Here is a 16,782-nt window from a genome sequence, read left to right as displayed (position 1 = left end):
CAGCCGGCAATACTAAACCTTCCTGCCCTTCGGCGTCCCATCGATCTCATGCCATTTACGGCCGTCGCGTTCGATGAGTTCGTCGGCGCAGGCCGGGCCTGTGCTGCCGGGGGCGTAAGGATCGGGTTTGCCGCCCTCTGCCCAGAGGTCGAGGAAGGGTTTAACGGCCGCCCAGCCGGCTTCGATGCCGTCGGCGCGCTGGAAGAGCGTCTGGTCGCCGACGAAGAGTTCGTAGAACAGGCTTTCGTAGCCGGTTTGCTTGCCGATGTCGAAACTGTCGGCATAGCGGAAATCGAGTGAAACCGGCGCGGTTTTCAGCACCAGCCCCGGCGATTTGATCGAGATTTCCATGTCGAGGCCTTCGTCGGGCTGCACCTGGATGATGAGCCTGTTCGGCGGCAGCTCGGGGCGGGATTCGTGGCGCGGGAACTGGGCGAAAGGCACCGGCCGGAAGGTGATGACCACTTCGGTATCGCGCGCCTTCATCGCCTTGCCCGTGCGCAGGTAGAAGGGCACGCCCGCCCAGCGCCATGTATCAACGAAGAGCTTTAGCGCCACAAAGGTTTCGGTGTTGCTGTCGGGCGCGACATCGGGCGTCTGGGTAAAGGCTGGCAGATCCCTGCCGGCAATAGGGCCGGCCGTATAGGCGCCGCGCACGCCGTTCTTGATTGCCTCCTCCCGCGAGTAGACACGCAGAGCCTTCAGTACCTTGCCCTTTTCATTACGGATGGATTCGGCATCGAAGCTGTTCGGGGGTTCCATCGCCACCATCGCCAGCAGCTGGAAAAGATGGTTCGGCACCATGTCGCGAAGCGCGCCGGTCGAATCGTAGAATTTACCGCGCGTGCCGACATCCACAAGCTCTGCCGCCGTGATCTGCACGTGGTCGATATAGTTGTTGTTCCAAAGCGCCTCGATCATCATGTTGGCGAAGCGCGTCGTCATGATGTTCTGCACCGTTTCCTTGCCGAGGAAATGGTCGATGCGATAGATCTGGCTTTCGGACACATGGTTCAGCAGCCGCGCATTCAAAGCCTGTGCCGAAGCAAGATCGTGGCCGAAGGGCTTTTCGATCGCGATGCGGCGAAAGGCGCCGGTCGCCTCGTTCATCAGCCCGTTTTCGGAGAGTTTCTCGGCGATATCGCCGAAGAAGCGCGGCGGCACGGCGAAATAGAAGGCTGCATTGGCGGTCGGCGCATGCGAGAGATAATCCGAAATCTCCTTGTAGACGCCGTTCTGGGTGAAATCGCCAGAGATGTAGCTGATGCGCTTGCGCAGGCTCTGCCACGCGGCCTGCCGCTCCGGATCGTCCATATCGCCGGAGGTCTTCAGAAATGATTCCAGACGATCCAGCAGCATGTCGACGCCGCCGGTCTCGATGCCGATGCCGAGAATATGCAGGTCTTCGCCGACGAGCCCGCTGCGGGTCATGTTGATCAGCGTCGGGATCAGCAGGCGCCGCGTAAGGTCGCCGGCAGCACCGAAGATCACGAATGTCAGCGGCGGAGCCGGTGCGACGTCGGGGGTGGTCATGCGCGCATCTCCTTCTGGCGGCCATATTCGGGGCTTCTGGACGACATCGACTATCTCCTCGGAGCTATTGCTGTTTCAGCTTTGGCTGTGGGTGTTCTAGCGCGGGCCGATGCCGGTTGTCGATGGGATCGACGCACCGCCGTCAGTCGGCATTTCGCGGCTGATAAATATCCTATTTCTTCACCGCGACCAGGAAGAGCCGCGGAAAGCGCAACAGCACCTTGCCGTCGACAAGCGGCGGATAGGCCTGCTCGATATGCTTCAGATATTCGACGGCAAAGGCATCGCGATGCTCGTCGCCGGCATGGTCGAGATAGGGGCGCAAGCCCGTGCCCTTCACCCATTCGACAATGGCTGCCGCGTTTTCCAGCACGTGATTGTAGTTGGTGTGCCAGATATCGACCCGGGCCGATTTGCCGATTAGCCTGTTGTAATAGACCGAGGGCGCGGGCAGGGGATTGCGGCGTACGCTCTTCTTCGCAAAGGCCTCGCTCCAAGGACCATTCTTGGCCGTTTCCTCCATCATCAGATGGCTCTGTTCGGTGAGATTGTCGGGCATTTGCACGGCAAGAACGCCGCCAGGCTTCAGCCCGTCCATCAGGTGGTCGAGGATGTCGAGATGATTGGGCAACCACTGAAACACGGCATTGGCAAAAAGCAGGTCGACGGGTTCTTCCGGCCGCCATGTGGCGAGATCGGCCTTTTCAAAGTGCGTGCCGGGCATGCGCTTGCGAGCGGCCTCCAGCATATTGTCGTCGCTATCGAGGCCGGAGACACTGGCAATGCCATATCGTTCGGCGATCAGCTCGGTCGAATTGCCAGGGCCGCAACCGAGATCGATCGCTCGCTCGACATGCTGCAGCGGCACCTGCGCCAAGAGGTCGCGCGCCGGACGCGTGCGTTCATCCTCGAATTTCACATATTGGCCAGCAGACCATGCCATGGGCATACCCTCTTCCTGGATTGCCGTTTTCCCGATGCGCATAGCACCGGGATGTATCAGAACCGTGTAATGACGCTGATGCCCTTGCCCTCGGCCTTATCAAGCGTCATCAGCGCCGGAACGGCGTCTTCCAGGCTGATCCTGCGGCCAATGAGCTTCTGCGGCGCGATCTTGCCGGCGGCGAGCATGTCGAGCATGGCATCATAGCGCCAGGCCTGCATGCCGTGGCTGCCGTAGATCTCGAGTTCATGGCCGATGACTTGCGCCATCGGGATCTGCGGAGTCGCATAGTCACCGAGCATGAGGCCGACCTGCACATGCCGGCCGCGCCGTCTCAGGTTCTTGATGGAGTTGAAGCAGGTGGCAGGGTGGCCGAGCGCGTCGATCGAGACATGGGCGCCGCCCTTGGTGATCTCGCGCACCGCCTCCGCCACATCAGCGACCTCAGCCGCATTGATCGTCGCGACCGCGCCGCATTCGCGGGCAAAGGCGAGCTTTTCGTCGGAAATGTCGACGGCGATGGCATTGGCGCCGAGCGCGCTGGCGATCATGATCGCCGACAGCCCGACGCCGCCACAGCCATGGACAGCGATCCATTCGCCGGGGCGCGTCTTGGCCTGATCGGCAACGGCGCGGAAGGAGGTGGCGAAACGGCAGCCGAGGCTTGCCGCCGTCGCGTCATCGACAGATTCTGGCAGGTGCACGAGATTGGTGTCGGCATAGTCGATTGCGACATATTCGGCAAAGGAACCCCAATGGGTGAAGCCTGGCTGGAATTGGCTGGGGCAGACCTGCTGGTTTCCGGAGTGACACTCGGCGCAGTGGCCACAGCCGGAGACAAAAGGAACGGTGACGCGATCGCCGACCTTGAAACGGACGACGCCGCGCCCGGTTGCCACGACCTTGCCGGCGAGCTCGTGGCCCGGCACGTGCGGCAGCTTGATATCTGGATCATGACCCATCCAGCCATGCCAGTCGCTGCGGCAGAGGCCGGTCGCGCCGACGGCGATGACCACGCCATCTTCACCGGGTGTCGGGTCGGGCAGGGTGCGGATTTCGGGTGTTGCCTCGAAGGCCTCGTAATACATCGCTTTCATGGGAGTTCTCCCTCTCTCCTGACGATCCCTATGGTTCATCACTTTTGCTGATGGACCCATTCGTCAAGTTGTTGTTTCGACGCATGAAAATTGCGTTATGAATGCGATATCAAGCGCTTTGTTGCAAATGGATTTTGCCGCGCAGTTTCCGCTTGACCCTTCGGTTGCACGGTTATTTGCTCTCCGCCACCCGGAGCAATTCCAGCAAAAGTACGAAGCCGTTTTGCGCCCGGAATTGCGAGAAAACAAAAAGATAGAGCGGTTCAGAGATCCCGTGAGCTGAACTGTTTTAGGAGAGGAAAACCCCCCATGTCCGTCGATACGTCACCCCGCACCGCCACCTGGACCTATGTCGAAGGAGAATGGCTTTCCGGCAATCCGCCGCTGATCGGGCCGACCTCGCACGCCATGTGGCTCGGCTCGACCGTGTTCGATGGCGCCCGCTGGTTCGATGGCATCGCGCCCGATCTCGATCTCCATTGCCAGCGCATCAATCGCTCGGCCGTCGCCATGGGACTGAAGCCGGTCAAGACCTCGCAGGAGATCGAAGCGCTCGCCTGGGAAGGCATCAAAAGATTCGACGGCAAGACGCCGATCTACATCAAGCCCATGTATTGGGGTGAGCACGGCTCGCCGGGCAGCGTCGTCGCCGTCGATGCGGAATCGACGCGCTTCGCCCTCTGCCTGTTCGAGGCGCCGCTCGGCGGCACCGGCGGCATCACGCTGACTGTCTCGCCCTTCCGCCGTCCGTCGCCGGAAACGGCGATGACCGACGCCAAGGCCGGCTCGCTCTATCCGAATAGCGGCCGCATGATCCTGGAGGCGAGGGGTCGCGGCTTCAACAATGCGCTGGTGCGCGACATGAACGGCAATGTCGTCGAAACGGCATCGTCCAACGTCTTCATGGTCAAGGATGGTATCGTCTATACGCCGGTTGCCAACCGCACCTTCCTTGCTGGCATCACCCGCGCCCGCGTCATCAGCCTGCTACGCCAGGAGGGCTTCGATGTGCGCGAGGAAACTCTGTCCGTCGAACAGTTCATGACGGCCGATGAGATCTTCACGACCGGCAACTATTCCAAGGTCGTCAGCGTCAACCGCCTGGACGACCGCGAATTTCAGGAGGGGCCGGTCGCCCGCAAGGCGCTGGAACTCTATATGGATTGGGCACACGGCCGTAGCGCCAGCGAGGAATAAACCCTTCTGGCAAGGAGAAGGGCATGCAGAAGAGTGCGGCCGTTCATGGCCGCACGGGTGTTCCTACACGACCTGCCGAAGCAAGGTAGGATCGCGGCGCGAAGAAAACGCCATCAGTCTCGAAAGCCTCAAGGTCTTCGGCGTGGAGCGCGTGGCGGACGCTCGGTCTTGCGCTGACGCGAGCCATGAATTCCTGTAACGCTGGCCTCCGTGCGATGTCGATCTTGATCCACGGCGACCAGTTCAAGCAGACGAAGAGATAGGCGTCGGCGACCGTGAAATCGTCACCGGTCAGATAGGGGCCGACGAGCTGGCTGTTTAGCCAATCAAGTCGCTTGCATACCAGTTCATGAATGCCGGCATGAGCACCTTCATAAGCGGCGTTGAAGAGCATCGCCATTGGCTTGTGAAGTTCGGCAGTGATGAAATTCAGATAGGATTGAACCTGGCTTCTGGCATAGGTTCCGGCCTCCGGCAGGAGGCGCGATCCCTCCGGTGAACACTCCGCGAGGAATTGCACAATGGCAGGACCTTCGGTCAGCACTCTCCCATCATCGAGCATCAATGCCGGCACGTAGCCATTCCCGTTGATGGCAAAGTAGTCCTCGCCCGAACTCGTCCGATGAGTCTTTCGATCAACTTCGACCAGTTCAACATCCAGCCCCAACTCCCGACAAACGATGTGCGGCGACAAAGAGCAAGCGGCGGCGTGCATGTAGAGTTTCATGGGTCTCTCTCCTTTTCGATGCAGGCGCGAGGTATGGCGTCGGCATCCATTGAATATTTGTACCATTTCGCATAAAATGCATCCGGTCAAGATTTTTGTGCGAAGTAGTATAAAATATGAAGAGCGAGAAGAAGCAGGGCCGTCCACGCGCTTTTGACGCGAAAGCTGTCATTGGGCAGGCACGGGAGGTTTTCTGGGACAGAGGATTCTCGGCGGCCTCATTGGATAATTTGAGCGCTGCGACGAAACTCAATCGGCCGAGCCTCTACGGAGCATTCGGGGACAAGGAGGACCTCTATCTTGACACCTTGGAAGGTTATCGCGAGGACAGTCTCGATATATTGTCTGAGGCGCTCAACCCGGCCCTCACGCTGCGGGAGAATCTCGCGCGCATCTATGCCGAGGCTCTGAAAATATACCTGCATGGCGAGACCGCGGCGCGTGGCTGCTTCCTGATCAGCACGGCCACGGCAGAGGCTATTCAGCATGATCGAGTACGGGAGGTATTGCGCCGCAGCTTGAATGAATTCGACGATGCGATCAAGGAACGCATGGAGCTTGCGGTTGAGCGGGGCGAGCTTCCGGCTGAAGCGGATGCTGCAACTCTCGCAAAGCTGGCATCCGCTGTCATGCATTCGCTTGCCGTTCGAGCGCGTGCAGGCGATAAGCGCGAAACGCTGGAGGCGATAGCGCGTTCTGGGGTCGATTTTATCTGCGGTCGGCCTTGACGCGAGGCATGGGGTCACTGCCTCGTAAGCTCAGCCTCGAAGGTGGCTCTCGTCACGCTGTACGAAGCAAAGGGCTCATCGTGATAGGTGGTCTGGCGCGGCTGCGACAGACCGAGCTTTTGCGCAACGCGGACGGACGCCGCATTTCCAGGGGCGATATCGGCAATCACGCGATCGAGTTCGAGTGTCTGGAAGGCATGGGCGAGAACCGGCCTTGCCGCCTCCGTCGCATAACCCTTGCCCCAGGCACGCCTGTTCAGCCGCCATCCGATCTCGATATCAGGCCCGACGGCGTCGGCGGGTATCAGCAATATCCAGCCGAGGAATTGCTTAGGCCTTTCTTTGGCGCGGATTGACCAATATCCGAGACCATCACCGAAACTCGCCTCGATCCGACCTTTCACGAAGGTTCGATGTGCCACGGCATCGTGCCACGGGCCGGGAATGAAGCGCGTTACCTCTGGGTCGCGATCCATGGCGATGCAATCGTCAAGATCGGCCATGACGCGAGGCAGAAGGATCAGTCTCTCGGTTTCGAAGCTTGGAAGCGCCATGGCGGATCTCCACAACTGTCAATCACGGGAGAATAGCAAAAGCACATTTGAGCTCAATCTGGCTCGGTCAGAATCGCGACGATCACGCGGCAATTCTGATCTTCAATGCCCGTGTTTGCAGGTAGCGGCTGAGTTATTCCGCTTCCTTCTTCGGGCTGACCCACCAGCAATAGGCAGCGCCGATCGCCAGCAGCACGCAGGTTCCGAGGAACACGGCGCGCATGCCGATATGGCCGCCGACGAAGCCGCCCAGGACTGGGCCTGCCACCTGGCCGACATATTGCGAGGAGATGGAGAGCCCGAGAATGCTGCCCGTCGCCGCATCGGGAACATTATGCCGGATAACGGCGGTGATGCAGGGCAGAAGGCCGCCGAGCGCCACGCCCATCAGGAAACGCAGGCCGATCAACTGCCAGGCCGAGCTCACGAAAGCCTGCGGTATCAGCAGCAGCGCCGCAACAGCAAGCGCCGCCATGATGACGCTCCAGTAGCCGATGCGGTCGGCGAGCTTGCCGAGCCAGGAGGACGACAGGATGCTGCCGAACGCAGCGGCCGCCATGACGACGCCGGAGACCATCGTCACTTTGACGTCTGTGACGAACTGCGCGACATAGACTGTGATGATCGGCTCGATCGACATATTGGCGAGCATCAGCAAGAGGCCGAGCGACAGCATGGCGACGACGGGGCGTTTGTCCGGAATGGAGGCCCAGCTGCCGCTGGCCTTCGCAGCCTTCTTCCGTGCCGTGGACTTCTCCTCCTTGATCAGGAAGGTCGTCGCCAGGAAGGTCAGGAAGATCACGCCGCCGGCCAGCAGGAAGGTGCCGCGAATGCCGATAACAGGCGGCAGCGCGCCTCCAATCAGCGGTCCGACGAGATTGCCGGCCATGATGCCGGCAGATAGCGTGCCCAGCGCCCATGCCGAGCGATGCTTCGGCGTTTGCGCTGCCACCAGCACCATCGAACCCGAGGCATAGCCGCCGGCAAGACCGGTGAAGAGGCGCAGCGCCACCAGCTGCCAGACATTGCCGGCCATGCCCATCAGCGAGATGGCGACTGTCATGCCGAGGCTGGCGCGGATCAGCATCAGCTTGCGGCCGTATATATCGCCCAGCCGTCCCCAGAGCGGCGCGACGAAGGCGGCGGCAAAGAAGGTGGCGCCATAGGCGATACCGGACCATTGCACGATCGCGGCTTTGTCGCTCACGCCGAGTTCCTCGACATAGAGCGGCAGGAAGGGGAGCAGCAGCGTCATCGCCACGATCGTCGTGAACGAGCCGACGAGGCAGATGATCAGGTTCCGCATCCAATGGGTGGTTTCCGGCTCGGCCGGTGCTGCTGCATCCCATCTCGTCTCGGTCATTTCTCGGCCTTTGCATTCAATGTGTAAAACAGTTCCTTGCTGCCCGATGCGAGGATATGGCCTTTCGCGGCGGCAAGCAGATCGGCGCGGGTGAAGAGATCCGGCAGGTTCAGTCGGTCGACATCGAGCGCATAGACGGTGACGTGATAGCTGTGAATGCGCGCGTCATTCCAGGGTGGGCAGGCGCCCATATAACCGCCATGCGGCCCATCCTTCAAATTGCCGCCGCCGGCACCATTCTGGCCGCGGCGTCCATAGGCCGTGCGTTCGAGCGGCAGGCCATTGGCTGAAGGGTCGTTTCCGTCCGCGCCTTCGGCAAGGCTGGTGCGCGACGCGGGAATATCGGCCAGCACCCAGTGAACGAATTCCATCCGCTTGAAATCCTTCGGGATGGTCTTGTCCGCCTTGTTGAACAGCGAGAAATCGGTGGGCACGTCAGGGTCGACCATCGTCAACGCATAGGATCGCGTGCCCTTCGGCCCTTTCGACCAGGAAACGGCAAGGCTCTTGTTGGGGCCGGGTGCCGACTTGTCTGAAGATGTCGAAATGCAGGAGGCGTTTTCCGGCAGCAGCGTCCGGTCATTGCTCTTTGGAAACGTCACCTTGAGATCGGCCGATAGGGCCGGGGTGGCGACAACTGCTGCGATGACGGTGGCGTTCAGAAGGTTGAGCATGGTTTTCATGATGTTGCCCTTTCGCGGTTCGCTCCTGTGAGCTTCGAGGGCAGGGTCTAACAAATTCGTGCCGAGCGTCGGCGCACGCAAACGCTCAAAATGCTGTCGCAAACGCTCACGCGCTGCGAAGTCGATCGGCAAAGCGTCGGGGCGAGCGATAGCCTGTCGCAAGCGCGGCTTCCCGCAGCGATAGCCCGTCCTCGGCGAGAAGGGTCGTGGCCAGCGCCACGCGCTCGCTTGCCAGCACCTCTCGCAGGGAGGCGCCCTCGCGCGACAGGCGGCGGCGCAGCGTGGCGTTGCTGGTGCCGAGCTCGGCGGCGATGAGATCGGCTGTCCAGGCTCGATCCGGCTGCCAGCGCACCAGCGCCCGCACCGCCTCGGCTGTGGTCTCCGGCGAACCGGGCAGGGCACCGCGCATGCCGAGCACCATAAGGATTTCGAGAAGCCTGTGCTCGATCAGCGGGATCGGCATATTGCCGCCGGCGATGCCTTCGCCGGCATGGTTGATCGCGGCAGCCAGCAGCGGATCGAGCGGCAAGTCTATCTGCGATGCGGGCTGCGCAGGCGGAAAGGCTTTTGCTGCACGGCGTGTCAATTCCTCGGGGAAGGTGATGAAGATTGCCCGATAGAAGCCTGTCTGCGGATCGGGGTCGTTGACGACATCGCCGCTCCAGCCTGCCGGCAGCGCGAGCACCGTACCGGCCGCAAAATGCCGCTGTCGTCCCATGCTGACGATTTCCTTGGAACCTTCGAGGATGGCGACGATTGAAACCTGTGAAAAGGCCGAGCCGGCAATGCGCTCGCGTTCGCGCGTGACGAAGGTGAAAAGTGTGGAATAGCTGCCGATGCCGGTCGGTTCGCCCGCCGGACGATTGTCCTTTGCCGCCAGGCGGCGCAGCTTTTCCAACATGGAGTGATGAGCCTCGGGCACTGCGATGGCTTTCTGCTGATTGGGAGTGCGGCAGAGTTTGGACCACACAGGCGGCAATGCCAAGTCTGCAAAGCGCCTTGTCGGTTCGCCCGACTGATATTATAAAACTGATTGCGTTACGCAATCAGTTAATGGTTGGCGGATCAAAAGCTGCGCTGATGCAAAGGAGGAAGCAGATTATGAACTCTCTCGAAAATGCCCGTTGCGATACGGTCAAACGGCTGTTTGCAGCCTATGTCGCTCAGCATCCCGATATCGTCGACCCGATGCTGACCCAGGATTTCACCTTTTCCAGCCCACGCGACGATCACATCGACCGAAAACGCTATTTCGAGCACTGCTGGCCGAAGGAGAAGGTGTTCCGCGACATTCATATCGAACATCTGGTCGCGGATGGTGACGACGTGATCGTCGGCTATCGCGCCGAGAAGATGGATGGTGCCAGCTTTCGCAATGTGGAGCTCATCCGCTTTGCCGGCGACCGCATTGCTGAGGTCAACGTCTATTTCGGGCGCAACCTGTAACGCTTCAGCTATCCGTGGTCTTCGCCATTGCCGCGGCAAGTGCGGCCGCCGGACCGGTCATAGGTTGCGGGCAGTTTGCCTGAAGAAGATGAACAGCATCGGTCATCGAGGCTTGAGCGAAAGCGATCGTGACAGCGCCTTCGCCGCTGACCGCTTTCACCGCCTCGGCAATCGAGGTGAGATAGGCCCGGAGATCCCCCTCGCGGAAGTGCGCCCATGCGCCCGGCACCAGCCGAACCTCGATTTCAGCATCCGTCGCCTTAGCCGCTGTTTCGAAAAGTGCGGTCGTCGGGGCGATGGTCGTTTCGACGGTGCACAACACGATAACCTTGCCGCCTGCCTTGACCGCTTGCTCGGCCAGCATCGCATCAGCCCGGATGATCGGTGCCTCGGCACCGGCAGCGACCTTCAATGCTGCCGGACCGAGTGTCGAGCAATTGAGCACGACGGCATCGGCATCCTCCGCCAGATGCCAGAGGAGGGCCGCCGTTTCCGCAGAGATCTCATCCGTCAGGCGCCCCACTTTTTCGGCGGCAAGTAGAAGATCCGCGCGGACGTGATGACGCAGCATCCCCTCGGGCAATCCAAGTGCCTTCGCTGCCGTTTCATAGACGGCGATGTTGCTTTCGGCTGTGTGCAAACAGGCGATCGTCACCGACATTCCTCATCACCGAATGAGATCCGCAAACCTAGCCTCGGCAACCTGCCTTGTCGACATTTCGGTGCAGCAGTTCGCTCTGTATTCGGGCATCATCATATACAGCAAGGTTCATTTCTAAGTCTATGCTATATCTAATTCAAAAATAGGGCAATTTTTACTCCCGAGTGCAACTTTTTTGGCATGTCGCCGGTTGCCCTTCCAGGCGACCGCTCCTATGTTCCGGTTCACCTGCCGACGCAATTTTTTGCCAAGAGGAGATATGACCATGGCTTTCGAATTGCCTGAACTTCCATATGATTACGACGCCCTTTCGCCCTTCATGTCGCGTGAAACCCTTGAGTATCACCACGACAAGCACCACAAGGCTTATGTCGACAATGGCAACAAGCTCGCCGCGGAAGCAGGTCTTGCCGATCTGTCGCTCGAGGAAATCGTGAAGAAGTCCTTCGGCACCAATGCAGGCCTCTTCAACAATGCAGCCCAGCACTACAACCACATCCATTTCTGGAAGTGGATGAAGAAGGGCGGCGGCGGCAACAAACTGCCGGGCAAGCTCGAAGCGGCTTTTGCCTCCGATCTCGGCGGCTACGACAAGTTCAAGGCCGATTTTGCGGCTGCCGGCGCCACTCAGTTCGGCTCGGGCTGGGCATGGGTTTCCGTCAAGAACGGCAAGCTCGAAATCTCCAAGACCCCGAACGGCGAAAACCCGCTCGTCCACGGCGCCGACCCGATCCTCGGCGTCGACGTTTGGGAGCACTCCTACTACATCGATTACCGCAACCTGCGTCCGAAGTACCTCGAAGCCTTCATCGACAGCCTGATCAACTGGGACTACGTCCTGGAGCGCTACGAAGCCGCTACGAAGTAAGGTTCGCCGCATAGGCTGGCTTTCGCACCCGGCGTCTTCCTGGCGTCGGGTGTTTTCTTATGAGCAGCCTTGTTGATATATCTGTGTGCCGCATGACGGCTCAGGAGATCGCCACAGGAGGCTGAATGCCATCAGCGCCGCTTTTCCGCTTCGGTGTCATCGCCGATCCACAATATGCCGATCTCGCGCCCAATCTCACCCTCAATCGCTATCCGGCGAAGAGCCTCGACAAGCTTCGGGATGCAATTGAGGAGTTCAATCGGCACGATCTCGCCTTCGTCGTCACGCTCGGTGACATCATCGATCGTGAATGGAAGAGCTTCGACGCCATTCTGCCCGTCTACGAAGCCTTGCGTCATCGCAAGCACTTTCTCCTCGGCAATCACGATTTCGCCGTGGCATCGGAACATCTCGGCACGGTGCCGGCACGCGTGGGCATGCCGTCCGCCTATTATGATTTCGGCCATTCCGGCTATCGCTTCATTGCGCTCGACGGCAATGAAATCAGCGTCTTTGCCCCGACGGAAGGCGATCCTCGACGGCAGGAGGCAAAGGAAATGATGCGGGTGCTGGAGAGCACCGGCGCGCTCAATGGCCAGCGATGGAACGGAGCGATAGGCGACACACAATATGACTGGCTTGCTGCAAAGCTCAGGGAAGCAAAGGCGGCGGGCGAGAAGGTCATCGTCATGAACCACTATCCGATCTTCCCGGATAATGCCCATAACGCCCTGAACAGCGACCGCTTGCTGGCGCTTCTGGCGGAGCACGAGCATGTCGTCGCCTACCTCAATGGCCACAATCACGCCGGCAACTTCGGAGTGTCGGGTGGCACATACTTCGTCAACTTTAAGGGCATGGTCGATACCGAAGATACGAGCGCCTGTGCGATCGTCGCCGTCTACAATGATCGGCTGGAGGTCATGGGCTTCGGACGCGAGGATAGCCGGGTGCTGGCGCTGCCGGGCGCTTGATGAATCCCTTGGATGATTTGACACGGGGAACGATCCGCAACGTTGAAAGTTTAGGAATCGAGGCTGCTGTGAGGCGGAGCCGATGTTTCCGGTATTGCAAATTCTGACAATCATGGTCGTGGCAGTTGCCATGGCACTGGCGCTGGCACATCTGCTGGAGCTGCCGGGTAAAATGCGACTGTCGAAAGAAGACTATATGACGGTTCAGCGAATTTATTATCCCGGATTCACGATCGGCGGCGTTGCCGAGCCGATCGGCACTCTTTTGCTTCTGCTTCTCCTGTTCCTGACGCCAGCCAACATCATCGCGTTCTGGCTGTTTGCCGCGGCTTTTGCTGCCATGGCTGCCATGCATGCAGTCTTTTGGTTGCTGATACAGCCCGTAAACAATTTCTGGCTCAAGGATGCTGAGCTGAAAGGGTTGGGCGCAGGCTTCTTTTCCCACGTTCCAGTCGGCGGTCATCGGATCGGGGCTGATGCCGAGGCGGACTGGACCATGCTGCGTGATCTCTGGGAATGGTCGCATGCCGCGCGAGCGGTCTTGGGATTACTGGCTTTTATTCTGTTGGTGACCGCGATTGCTCTTTAGCGGCGCGTAAAGCCAACAGTTGAGCTATTACTATTCCGCCGCCATTCGCATCTCCGTCACATCCCGTTTTGGCGACGCGCCGAACATGCGGGTATATTCACGGCTGAACTGCGAGGCGCTTTCGTAGCCGACCCGGTAGGCTGCCGTCTCGACATTGGCATGGCCGGCGACCATCAGGCGGCGTGCTTCCAGCAGCCGCATCTGCTTCTGGTATTGCAGCGGCGTCATCGAGGTCAACGTCTTGAAATGCTGGTGGAAGGAAGAGGGGCTCATGCGTGCGACAGCGGCCAGCTGCTCGATGCGCACCGGCTCCGTGAAATTGTCGCGCAACAGGCGGATGGCGTCCGCAATGCGCCGCGTCTGGCCATCGGGCAGCACCAGCTTGCAGACCTCGCCGCCATTCGGGCCGGTGAGCAGCCAGAAGCAGATTTCGCGCATGATCGCCGGATAGAGCACCGGAATGGCACCCGGGTTCGACAGCAATCGGGTCAATCGTACCAGGCAATCGGCAAGCTCATCGCCGAGATTCTCGACGAAGATGCCAAGCTGCGCGCCGCCTGCTGGTTTCGGCGGCTTGTCGAGCTGTCCCATCACCTCACGCATCATGCCGACATCGAATTCCAGGGAGATGGCCATATAGGGTTTTTCGACACTCGCCTGGACCACTCTACCGGCTGCAGGCAGCTCGATGCTGATGATGAGCGCCTGCATCTCGGCATAATCGATCACTCTGTCATTCAGCATCAATTGCTTCGCGCCCTGCAGAATGACGCAGAGCGCCGGTCGGTAGATCATCGCATGCGGCATTTTCGGCTCGGTCGAGCGCATGATCAGCAGGCCATCGATGCCCGTGGGAAAGACGCCATTGTCGCCGCCGTCATTGGCTTCGATAAATTGTGTGATCGCATCTTTAAGAGCTGAGGACATTGGTGGTCTCCGGGGCAAGTGCCACTGCGGCATCATAGCAGCGGGGCAACAGCGAACAAGGCAGTTGGAGGAATAGGCAAGAAATTCGCGAGTTCCGGCATTCAGGGAAATGGTTCCGCAGGCGTAGATTCCGGTCACCAAACATTCCCTGGAGAACGGCAATGACGACTGAAAATTCCGATAAATCAAAGACAAAGATTGCGATCATTACCGGCGGCAGCCGTGGCCTCGGCCGCAATAGCGCCATTCATCTTGCCCAGCGCGGTGTCGATAGCATCCTGACCTATAACGCAAATAAGGCAGAAGCCGATAACGCCATTGCCGAGATCGAAGCGCTCGGTCAAAAGGCTGTAGCCTTGCGGCTCGACACTGGCGATGTCGCATCCTTCGACGCTTTTGTTGCCGAAGTTGGCGGTGTGCTGCAGAAGGGCTGGGCGCGCGATCGTTTCGATTTCCTCGTCAACAATGCCGGCACGTCCTATCATGCCCCCATCGCTGAAACGACGGAAGCCGAGTTCGACAAGCTCTACAACATCCATCTCAAGGGCGTCTTCTTCCTGACGCAGAAGCTGCTGTCGCACATCAACGACGGCGGCCGTATCGTCAATATTTCCTCCGGCCTTGCTCGTGTCAGCTATCCGGGCTCGTCGGCCTATGCGGCGATGAAGGGTGCGGTCGAGGTACTGACGCGCTATTTTGCCAAGGAGCTCGGCCCGCGCGGCATCACGGTCAACACGGTGGCGCCGGGCGCGATCCAGACCGATTTCAGCGGCGGCATGGTCCGCGACAATCCCGAGGTCAACAGGATGGTCGCTTCCATGACAGCACTCGGCCGCGCAGGCCTGCCTGACGATATCGGCCCGATGATCGCCTCGCTGCTGTCGGACGACAATCGCTGGGTCAACGGGCAGCGCATCGAAGCCTCGGGTGGCATGGTCCTTTAATTCGCAACGTTAGATCTGTGGGATCTGCAGCACCTCAGCCGGCAGCGGTTGAGGTGTTTATCTGCCAGCCGTTCACCCAGATTTGCCTCAAACCATCACCTTCGCCCTTGAACCACAATCCCGTCGCCTCGCAGCCTTCGATCCGATCGCTACGGAAGTTGCGGATGGCCTGGCGCAATTCGCACCAGGCGACGATGTTGGCGGTCTCCGAATAATAGATGAGGGCGATCGGCCGGATGATGCGTTCCGTGGCGCGGCCCAACTCGTCGCGATAGGCAAGATCCAGCTTTTCCTCGTCGCGAATGGCGCGGCGCACCAGCGAGAGATCGATCGCCGAGGCGGAAGGTGCGGCAAAGCCCCAGGCATGCAGCGCATTGGCGTCGAGCGTCTGGCGCAGCGGCGGCGGTACGGCACCGGCAATTTTCGCGGTGACGCGCTTGGCCGCCTGCTTCAGCTCGGCATCGCCGGTGCGCTCCAAAAGCGCCAGCGACAGCACGATCGCTTCCATCTCCTCGATCGAAAACATCAGCGGCGGCAGGTCGAAGCCGGGCCGCAGGATATAGCCGATGCCTCGCTCGCCCTCGATCGGCACCCGCATCGCCTGAAGTGCCGCGATATCGCGATAGACCGAGCGGACCGTCACCTCCAGCCGGGCGGCGATTTCGGCCCCCGTTACCGGCCTTTTGGCCAGCCGCAGGATCTGGATGATCTCGAACAAGCGCGATGCCTTGCGCATTTCTTGCCCCAAAGAAGAAGGCTACTGACAACACCCCGTCAGTTGGTTCATTTTATAAGACTGCCTATTGACTTGAAAATCAACCATTTCCTCTCCTGTCTCTCTGGAGAGGGCGATAGGCAACTGACATGGGTTACGCAGAAAATCTCTGGCTCTTCTTCATCCTTCTCTTAGGGATCATCATCGTGCCGGGCATGGACATGCTGTTCGTGCTTGCCAATTCGCTGACCGGCGGCAGCAATCGCGGTCTTGCCGCGACAGGCGGCATCATGCTCGGCGGTGCGGTGCACTCGCTGAACGGCGCCGTCGGCATCGGCCTGCTGATGCATTTCGTGCCCGTTCTCTTCAATCCGCTGCTGATCGCCGGAGGCGCCTATATGGCCTTCATCGGCCACACGCTGATGCGCAGCTCCATCACCGTGGGCAACGAGGGGCCAGCCGGCAGCCGCTCCGCCTGGAAAGCCTTCCGGCAGGGAGCGGTGACTTGCCTCATCAATCCCAAGGCCTATCTCTTCATCTTCGCCGTCTATCCGCAGTTCTTGAAGCCGGATTACGGGCCGATGTGGATACAGGCCGTCATCATGGGAGCCATGACCATCGCAACGCAATTTGCCGTCTATGGCGGACTTGCCATCACTGCCGGGCGCAGCCGCGAGCTGCTGGTCGCCAATCCCAGAGCAACCGCCTTTGCGGGCCGCGCAGCCGGGCTGATGCTTGTCGTGGTTTCCGTGTTTACTGTCTGGGAGGGCCTGAAATTGGGGTAAGGGTTGCCGCCGCGAATGTGTATGTCGATGGCATGACACTGATTTCAC

The 16,782-nt window shown here is 59.9% G+C and carries 19 protein-coding genes; 8 read left to right on the top strand and 11 right to left on the bottom strand.

The genetic code is table 11. The annotated features are described in order from the left end of the window. Positions 1-12: 12 nt before the first annotated feature. From zwf to AC13QY_RS19355, 3 genes are all read right to left on the bottom strand, one after another. Positions 13-1,533 carry a glucose-6-phosphate dehydrogenase gene (gene zwf / locus AC13QY_RS19365; protein ID WP_113353987.1) on the bottom strand — a complete coding sequence of 507 codons (1,521 nt, stop codon included), beginning with the start codon at positions 1,531-1,533 and terminating at the stop codon, positions 13-15. Positions 1,534-1,705: 172 nt separating this feature from the next. Further along, positions 1,706-2,476, bottom strand: coding sequence for a trans-aconitate 2-methyltransferase (tam, locus tag AC13QY_RS19360; protein ID WP_113354082.1), 771 nt, complete (start codon positions 2,474-2,476; stop codon positions 1,706-1,708). A 56-nt stretch (positions 2,477-2,532) separates the two neighbouring features. After that, on the bottom strand, positions 2,533-3,573 hold the full coding sequence (locus AC13QY_RS19355) for a zinc-dependent alcohol dehydrogenase family protein (protein WP_113353988.1): 1,041 nt from the start codon (positions 3,571-3,573) through the stop codon (positions 2,533-2,535). 309 nt (positions 3,574-3,882) lie between these two features. On the opposite strand from AC13QY_RS19355, the gene AC13QY_RS19350 reads away from it, so the two are divergent. After that, positions 3,883-4,770 (top strand): branched-chain amino acid aminotransferase, encoded by an 888-nt coding sequence (locus AC13QY_RS19350; protein WP_113330753.1) that lies wholly within the window; start codon positions 3,883-3,885, stop codon positions 4,768-4,770. Between the two features lie 43 nt (positions 4,771-4,813). On the opposite strand, the gene AC13QY_RS19345 is transcribed toward AC13QY_RS19350, so the two are convergent. Then, entirely contained in the window at positions 4,814-5,497 is a 684-nt protein-coding gene (locus AC13QY_RS19345) for a glutathione S-transferase N-terminal domain-containing protein (protein WP_113353990.1), read from the bottom strand. 116 nt (positions 5,498-5,613) lie between these two features. Here AC13QY_RS19345 and AC13QY_RS19340 point away from each other — a divergent pair, with 116 nt between their 5' ends. Continuing rightward, positions 5,614-6,225: a TetR/AcrR family transcriptional regulator gene (locus tag AC13QY_RS19340; protein ID WP_113353991.1), complete on the top strand. Its 612-nt coding sequence runs from the start codon at positions 5,614-5,616 to the stop codon at positions 6,223-6,225. A gap of 14 nt (positions 6,226-6,239) precedes the next feature. On the opposite strand, the gene AC13QY_RS19335 is transcribed toward AC13QY_RS19340, so the two are convergent. The 4 genes from AC13QY_RS19335 to AC13QY_RS19320 all read right to left on the bottom strand — a co-directional run bounded on the left by AC13QY_RS19335 (position 6,240) and on the right by AC13QY_RS19320 (position 9,747). Beyond that, positions 6,240-6,779 (bottom strand): GNAT family N-acetyltransferase, encoded by a 540-nt coding sequence (locus tag AC13QY_RS19335; protein ID WP_113353992.1) that lies wholly within the window; start codon positions 6,777-6,779, stop codon positions 6,240-6,242. Between the two features lie 133 nt (positions 6,780-6,912). Beyond that, positions 6,913-8,142: an MFS transporter gene (locus AC13QY_RS19330; protein WP_152093549.1), complete on the bottom strand. Its 1,230-nt coding sequence runs from the start codon at positions 8,140-8,142 to the stop codon at positions 6,913-6,915. Further along, positions 8,139-8,825, bottom strand: a complete 687-nt coding sequence (locus AC13QY_RS19325; RefSeq protein ID WP_488493803.1) for a YbhB/YbcL family Raf kinase inhibitor-like protein — start codon at positions 8,823-8,825, stop codon at positions 8,139-8,141. The genes AC13QY_RS19330 and AC13QY_RS19325 overlap by 4 nt, the downstream gene beginning before the upstream one ends. 106 nt (positions 8,826-8,931) lie before the next feature. Then, positions 8,932-9,747, bottom strand: coding sequence for a helix-turn-helix domain-containing protein (locus AC13QY_RS19320; RefSeq protein ID WP_488493802.1), 816 nt, complete (start codon positions 9,745-9,747; stop codon positions 8,932-8,934). A 179-nt stretch (positions 9,748-9,926) separates the two neighbouring features. On the opposite strand from AC13QY_RS19320, the gene AC13QY_RS19315 reads away from it, so the two are divergent. Continuing rightward, positions 9,927-10,271 (top strand): nuclear transport factor 2 family protein, encoded by a 345-nt coding sequence (locus AC13QY_RS19315; RefSeq protein ID WP_113390341.1) that lies wholly within the window; start codon positions 9,927-9,929, stop codon positions 10,269-10,271. Positions 10,272-10,275: 4 nt separating this feature from the next. On the opposite strand, the gene AC13QY_RS19310 is transcribed toward AC13QY_RS19315, so the two are convergent. Then, positions 10,276-10,932 carry an aspartate/glutamate racemase family protein gene (locus AC13QY_RS19310; protein WP_488493801.1) on the bottom strand — a complete coding sequence of 219 codons (657 nt, stop codon included), beginning with the start codon at positions 10,930-10,932 and terminating at the stop codon, positions 10,276-10,278. A gap of 265 nt (positions 10,933-11,197) precedes the next feature. Here AC13QY_RS19310 and AC13QY_RS19305 point away from each other — a divergent pair, with 265 nt between their 5' ends. The 3 genes from AC13QY_RS19305 (at position 11,198) to AC13QY_RS19295 (ending at position 13,363) form a co-directional block, all read left to right on the top strand. After that, positions 11,198-11,800: a superoxide dismutase gene (locus tag AC13QY_RS19305; protein ID WP_015339177.1), complete on the top strand. Its 603-nt coding sequence runs from the start codon at positions 11,198-11,200 to the stop codon at positions 11,798-11,800. 125 nt (positions 11,801-11,925) lie between these two features. Beyond that, the gene (locus AC13QY_RS19300) at positions 11,926-12,774 is read left to right on the top strand and encodes a metallophosphoesterase (protein ID WP_488493800.1); all 849 of its coding nucleotides are present in this window, start codon (positions 11,926-11,928) and stop codon (positions 12,772-12,774) included. An 82-nt stretch (positions 12,775-12,856) separates the two neighbouring features. Then, entirely contained in the window at positions 12,857-13,363 is a 507-nt protein-coding gene (locus AC13QY_RS19295; protein ID WP_488493799.1) for an anthrone oxygenase family protein, read from the top strand. Positions 13,364-13,393: 30 nt separating this feature from the next. Here the strand turns inward: AC13QY_RS19295 and AC13QY_RS19290 are convergent, their stop codons facing one another. Continuing rightward, a complete protein-coding gene (locus tag AC13QY_RS19290) occupies positions 13,394-14,290 on the bottom strand; it encodes an AraC family transcriptional regulator (protein WP_488493798.1) in 897 nt (298 codons plus the stop codon). A 161-nt stretch (positions 14,291-14,451) separates the two neighbouring features. Between AC13QY_RS19290 and AC13QY_RS19285 the strand changes: the two genes are divergently transcribed. Further along, positions 14,452-15,234 carry an SDR family NAD(P)-dependent oxidoreductase gene (locus tag AC13QY_RS19285; protein ID WP_488493797.1) on the top strand — a complete coding sequence of 261 codons (783 nt, stop codon included), beginning with the start codon at positions 14,452-14,454 and terminating at the stop codon, positions 15,232-15,234. A 34-nt stretch (positions 15,235-15,268) separates the two neighbouring features. Here AC13QY_RS19285 and AC13QY_RS19280 read toward each other — a convergent pair whose 3' ends face one another. Then, positions 15,269-15,970, bottom strand: coding sequence for a helix-turn-helix transcriptional regulator (locus AC13QY_RS19280; RefSeq protein WP_488493796.1), 702 nt, complete (start codon positions 15,968-15,970; stop codon positions 15,269-15,271). 128 nt (positions 15,971-16,098) lie between these two features. Between AC13QY_RS19280 and AC13QY_RS19275 the strand changes: the two genes are divergently transcribed. Beyond that, a complete protein-coding gene (locus AC13QY_RS19275) occupies positions 16,099-16,734 on the top strand; it encodes a LysE family translocator (RefSeq protein WP_183813305.1) in 636 nt (211 codons plus the stop codon). Positions 16,735-16,782 lie beyond the last annotated feature (48 nt).

The organism is Martinezella sp. CNPSo 3795 (assembly GCF_057784475.1).
This window is presented reverse-complemented; position numbering and strand designations above follow the sequence as displayed.

What these genes read in the sequence shown, in the direction of transcription:
- zwf (WP_113353987.1), bottom strand. Translation starts at nt 1,533, where the DNA reads ATGACCACCCCCGACGTCGCACCGGCTCCGCCGCTGACATTCGTGATC.
- tam (WP_113354082.1), bottom strand. Translation starts at nt 2,476, where the DNA reads ATGGCATGGTCTGCTGGCCAATATGTGAAATTCGAGGATGAACGCACG.
- AC13QY_RS19355 (WP_113353988.1), bottom strand. Translation starts at nt 3,573, where the DNA reads ATGAAAGCGATGTATTACGAGGCCTTCGAGGCAACACCCGAAATCCGC.
- AC13QY_RS19350 (WP_113330753.1), top strand. Translation starts at nt 3,883, where the DNA reads ATGTCCGTCGATACGTCACCCCGCACCGCCACCTGGACCTATGTCGAA.
- AC13QY_RS19345 (WP_113353990.1), bottom strand. Translation starts at nt 5,497, where the DNA reads ATGAAACTCTACATGCACGCCGCCGCTTGCTCTTTGTCGCCGCACATC.
- AC13QY_RS19340 (WP_113353991.1), top strand. Translation starts at nt 5,614, where the DNA reads ATGAAGAGCGAGAAGAAGCAGGGCCGTCCACGCGCTTTTGACGCGAAA.
- AC13QY_RS19335 (WP_113353992.1), bottom strand. Translation starts at nt 6,779, where the DNA reads ATGGCGCTTCCAAGCTTCGAAACCGAGAGACTGATCCTTCTGCCTCGC.
- AC13QY_RS19330 (WP_152093549.1), bottom strand. Translation starts at nt 8,142, where the DNA reads ATGACCGAGACGAGATGGGATGCAGCAGCACCGGCCGAGCCGGAAACC.
- AC13QY_RS19325 (WP_488493803.1), bottom strand. Translation starts at nt 8,825, where the DNA reads ATGAAAACCATGCTCAACCTTCTGAACGCCACCGTCATCGCAGCAGTT.
- AC13QY_RS19315 (WP_113390341.1), top strand. Translation starts at nt 9,927, where the DNA reads ATGAACTCTCTCGAAAATGCCCGTTGCGATACGGTCAAACGGCTGTTT.
- AC13QY_RS19310 (WP_488493801.1), bottom strand. Translation starts at nt 10,932, where the DNA reads ATGTCGGTGACGATCGCCTGTTTGCACACAGCCGAAAGCAACATCGCC.
- AC13QY_RS19305 (WP_015339177.1), top strand. Translation starts at nt 11,198, where the DNA reads ATGGCTTTCGAATTGCCTGAACTTCCATATGATTACGACGCCCTTTCG.
- AC13QY_RS19300 (WP_488493800.1), top strand. Translation starts at nt 11,926, where the DNA reads ATGCCATCAGCGCCGCTTTTCCGCTTCGGTGTCATCGCCGATCCACAA.
- AC13QY_RS19295 (WP_488493799.1), top strand. Translation starts at nt 12,857, where the DNA reads ATGTTTCCGGTATTGCAAATTCTGACAATCATGGTCGTGGCAGTTGCC.
- AC13QY_RS19290 (WP_488493798.1), bottom strand. Translation starts at nt 14,290, where the DNA reads ATGTCCTCAGCTCTTAAAGATGCGATCACACAATTTATCGAAGCCAAT.
- AC13QY_RS19285 (WP_488493797.1), top strand. Translation starts at nt 14,452, where the DNA reads ATGACGACTGAAAATTCCGATAAATCAAAGACAAAGATTGCGATCATT.
- AC13QY_RS19280 (WP_488493796.1), bottom strand. Translation starts at nt 15,970, where the DNA reads ATGCGCAAGGCATCGCGCTTGTTCGAGATCATCCAGATCCTGCGGCTG.
- AC13QY_RS19275 (WP_183813305.1), top strand. Translation starts at nt 16,099, where the DNA reads ATGGGTTACGCAGAAAATCTCTGGCTCTTCTTCATCCTTCTCTTAGGG.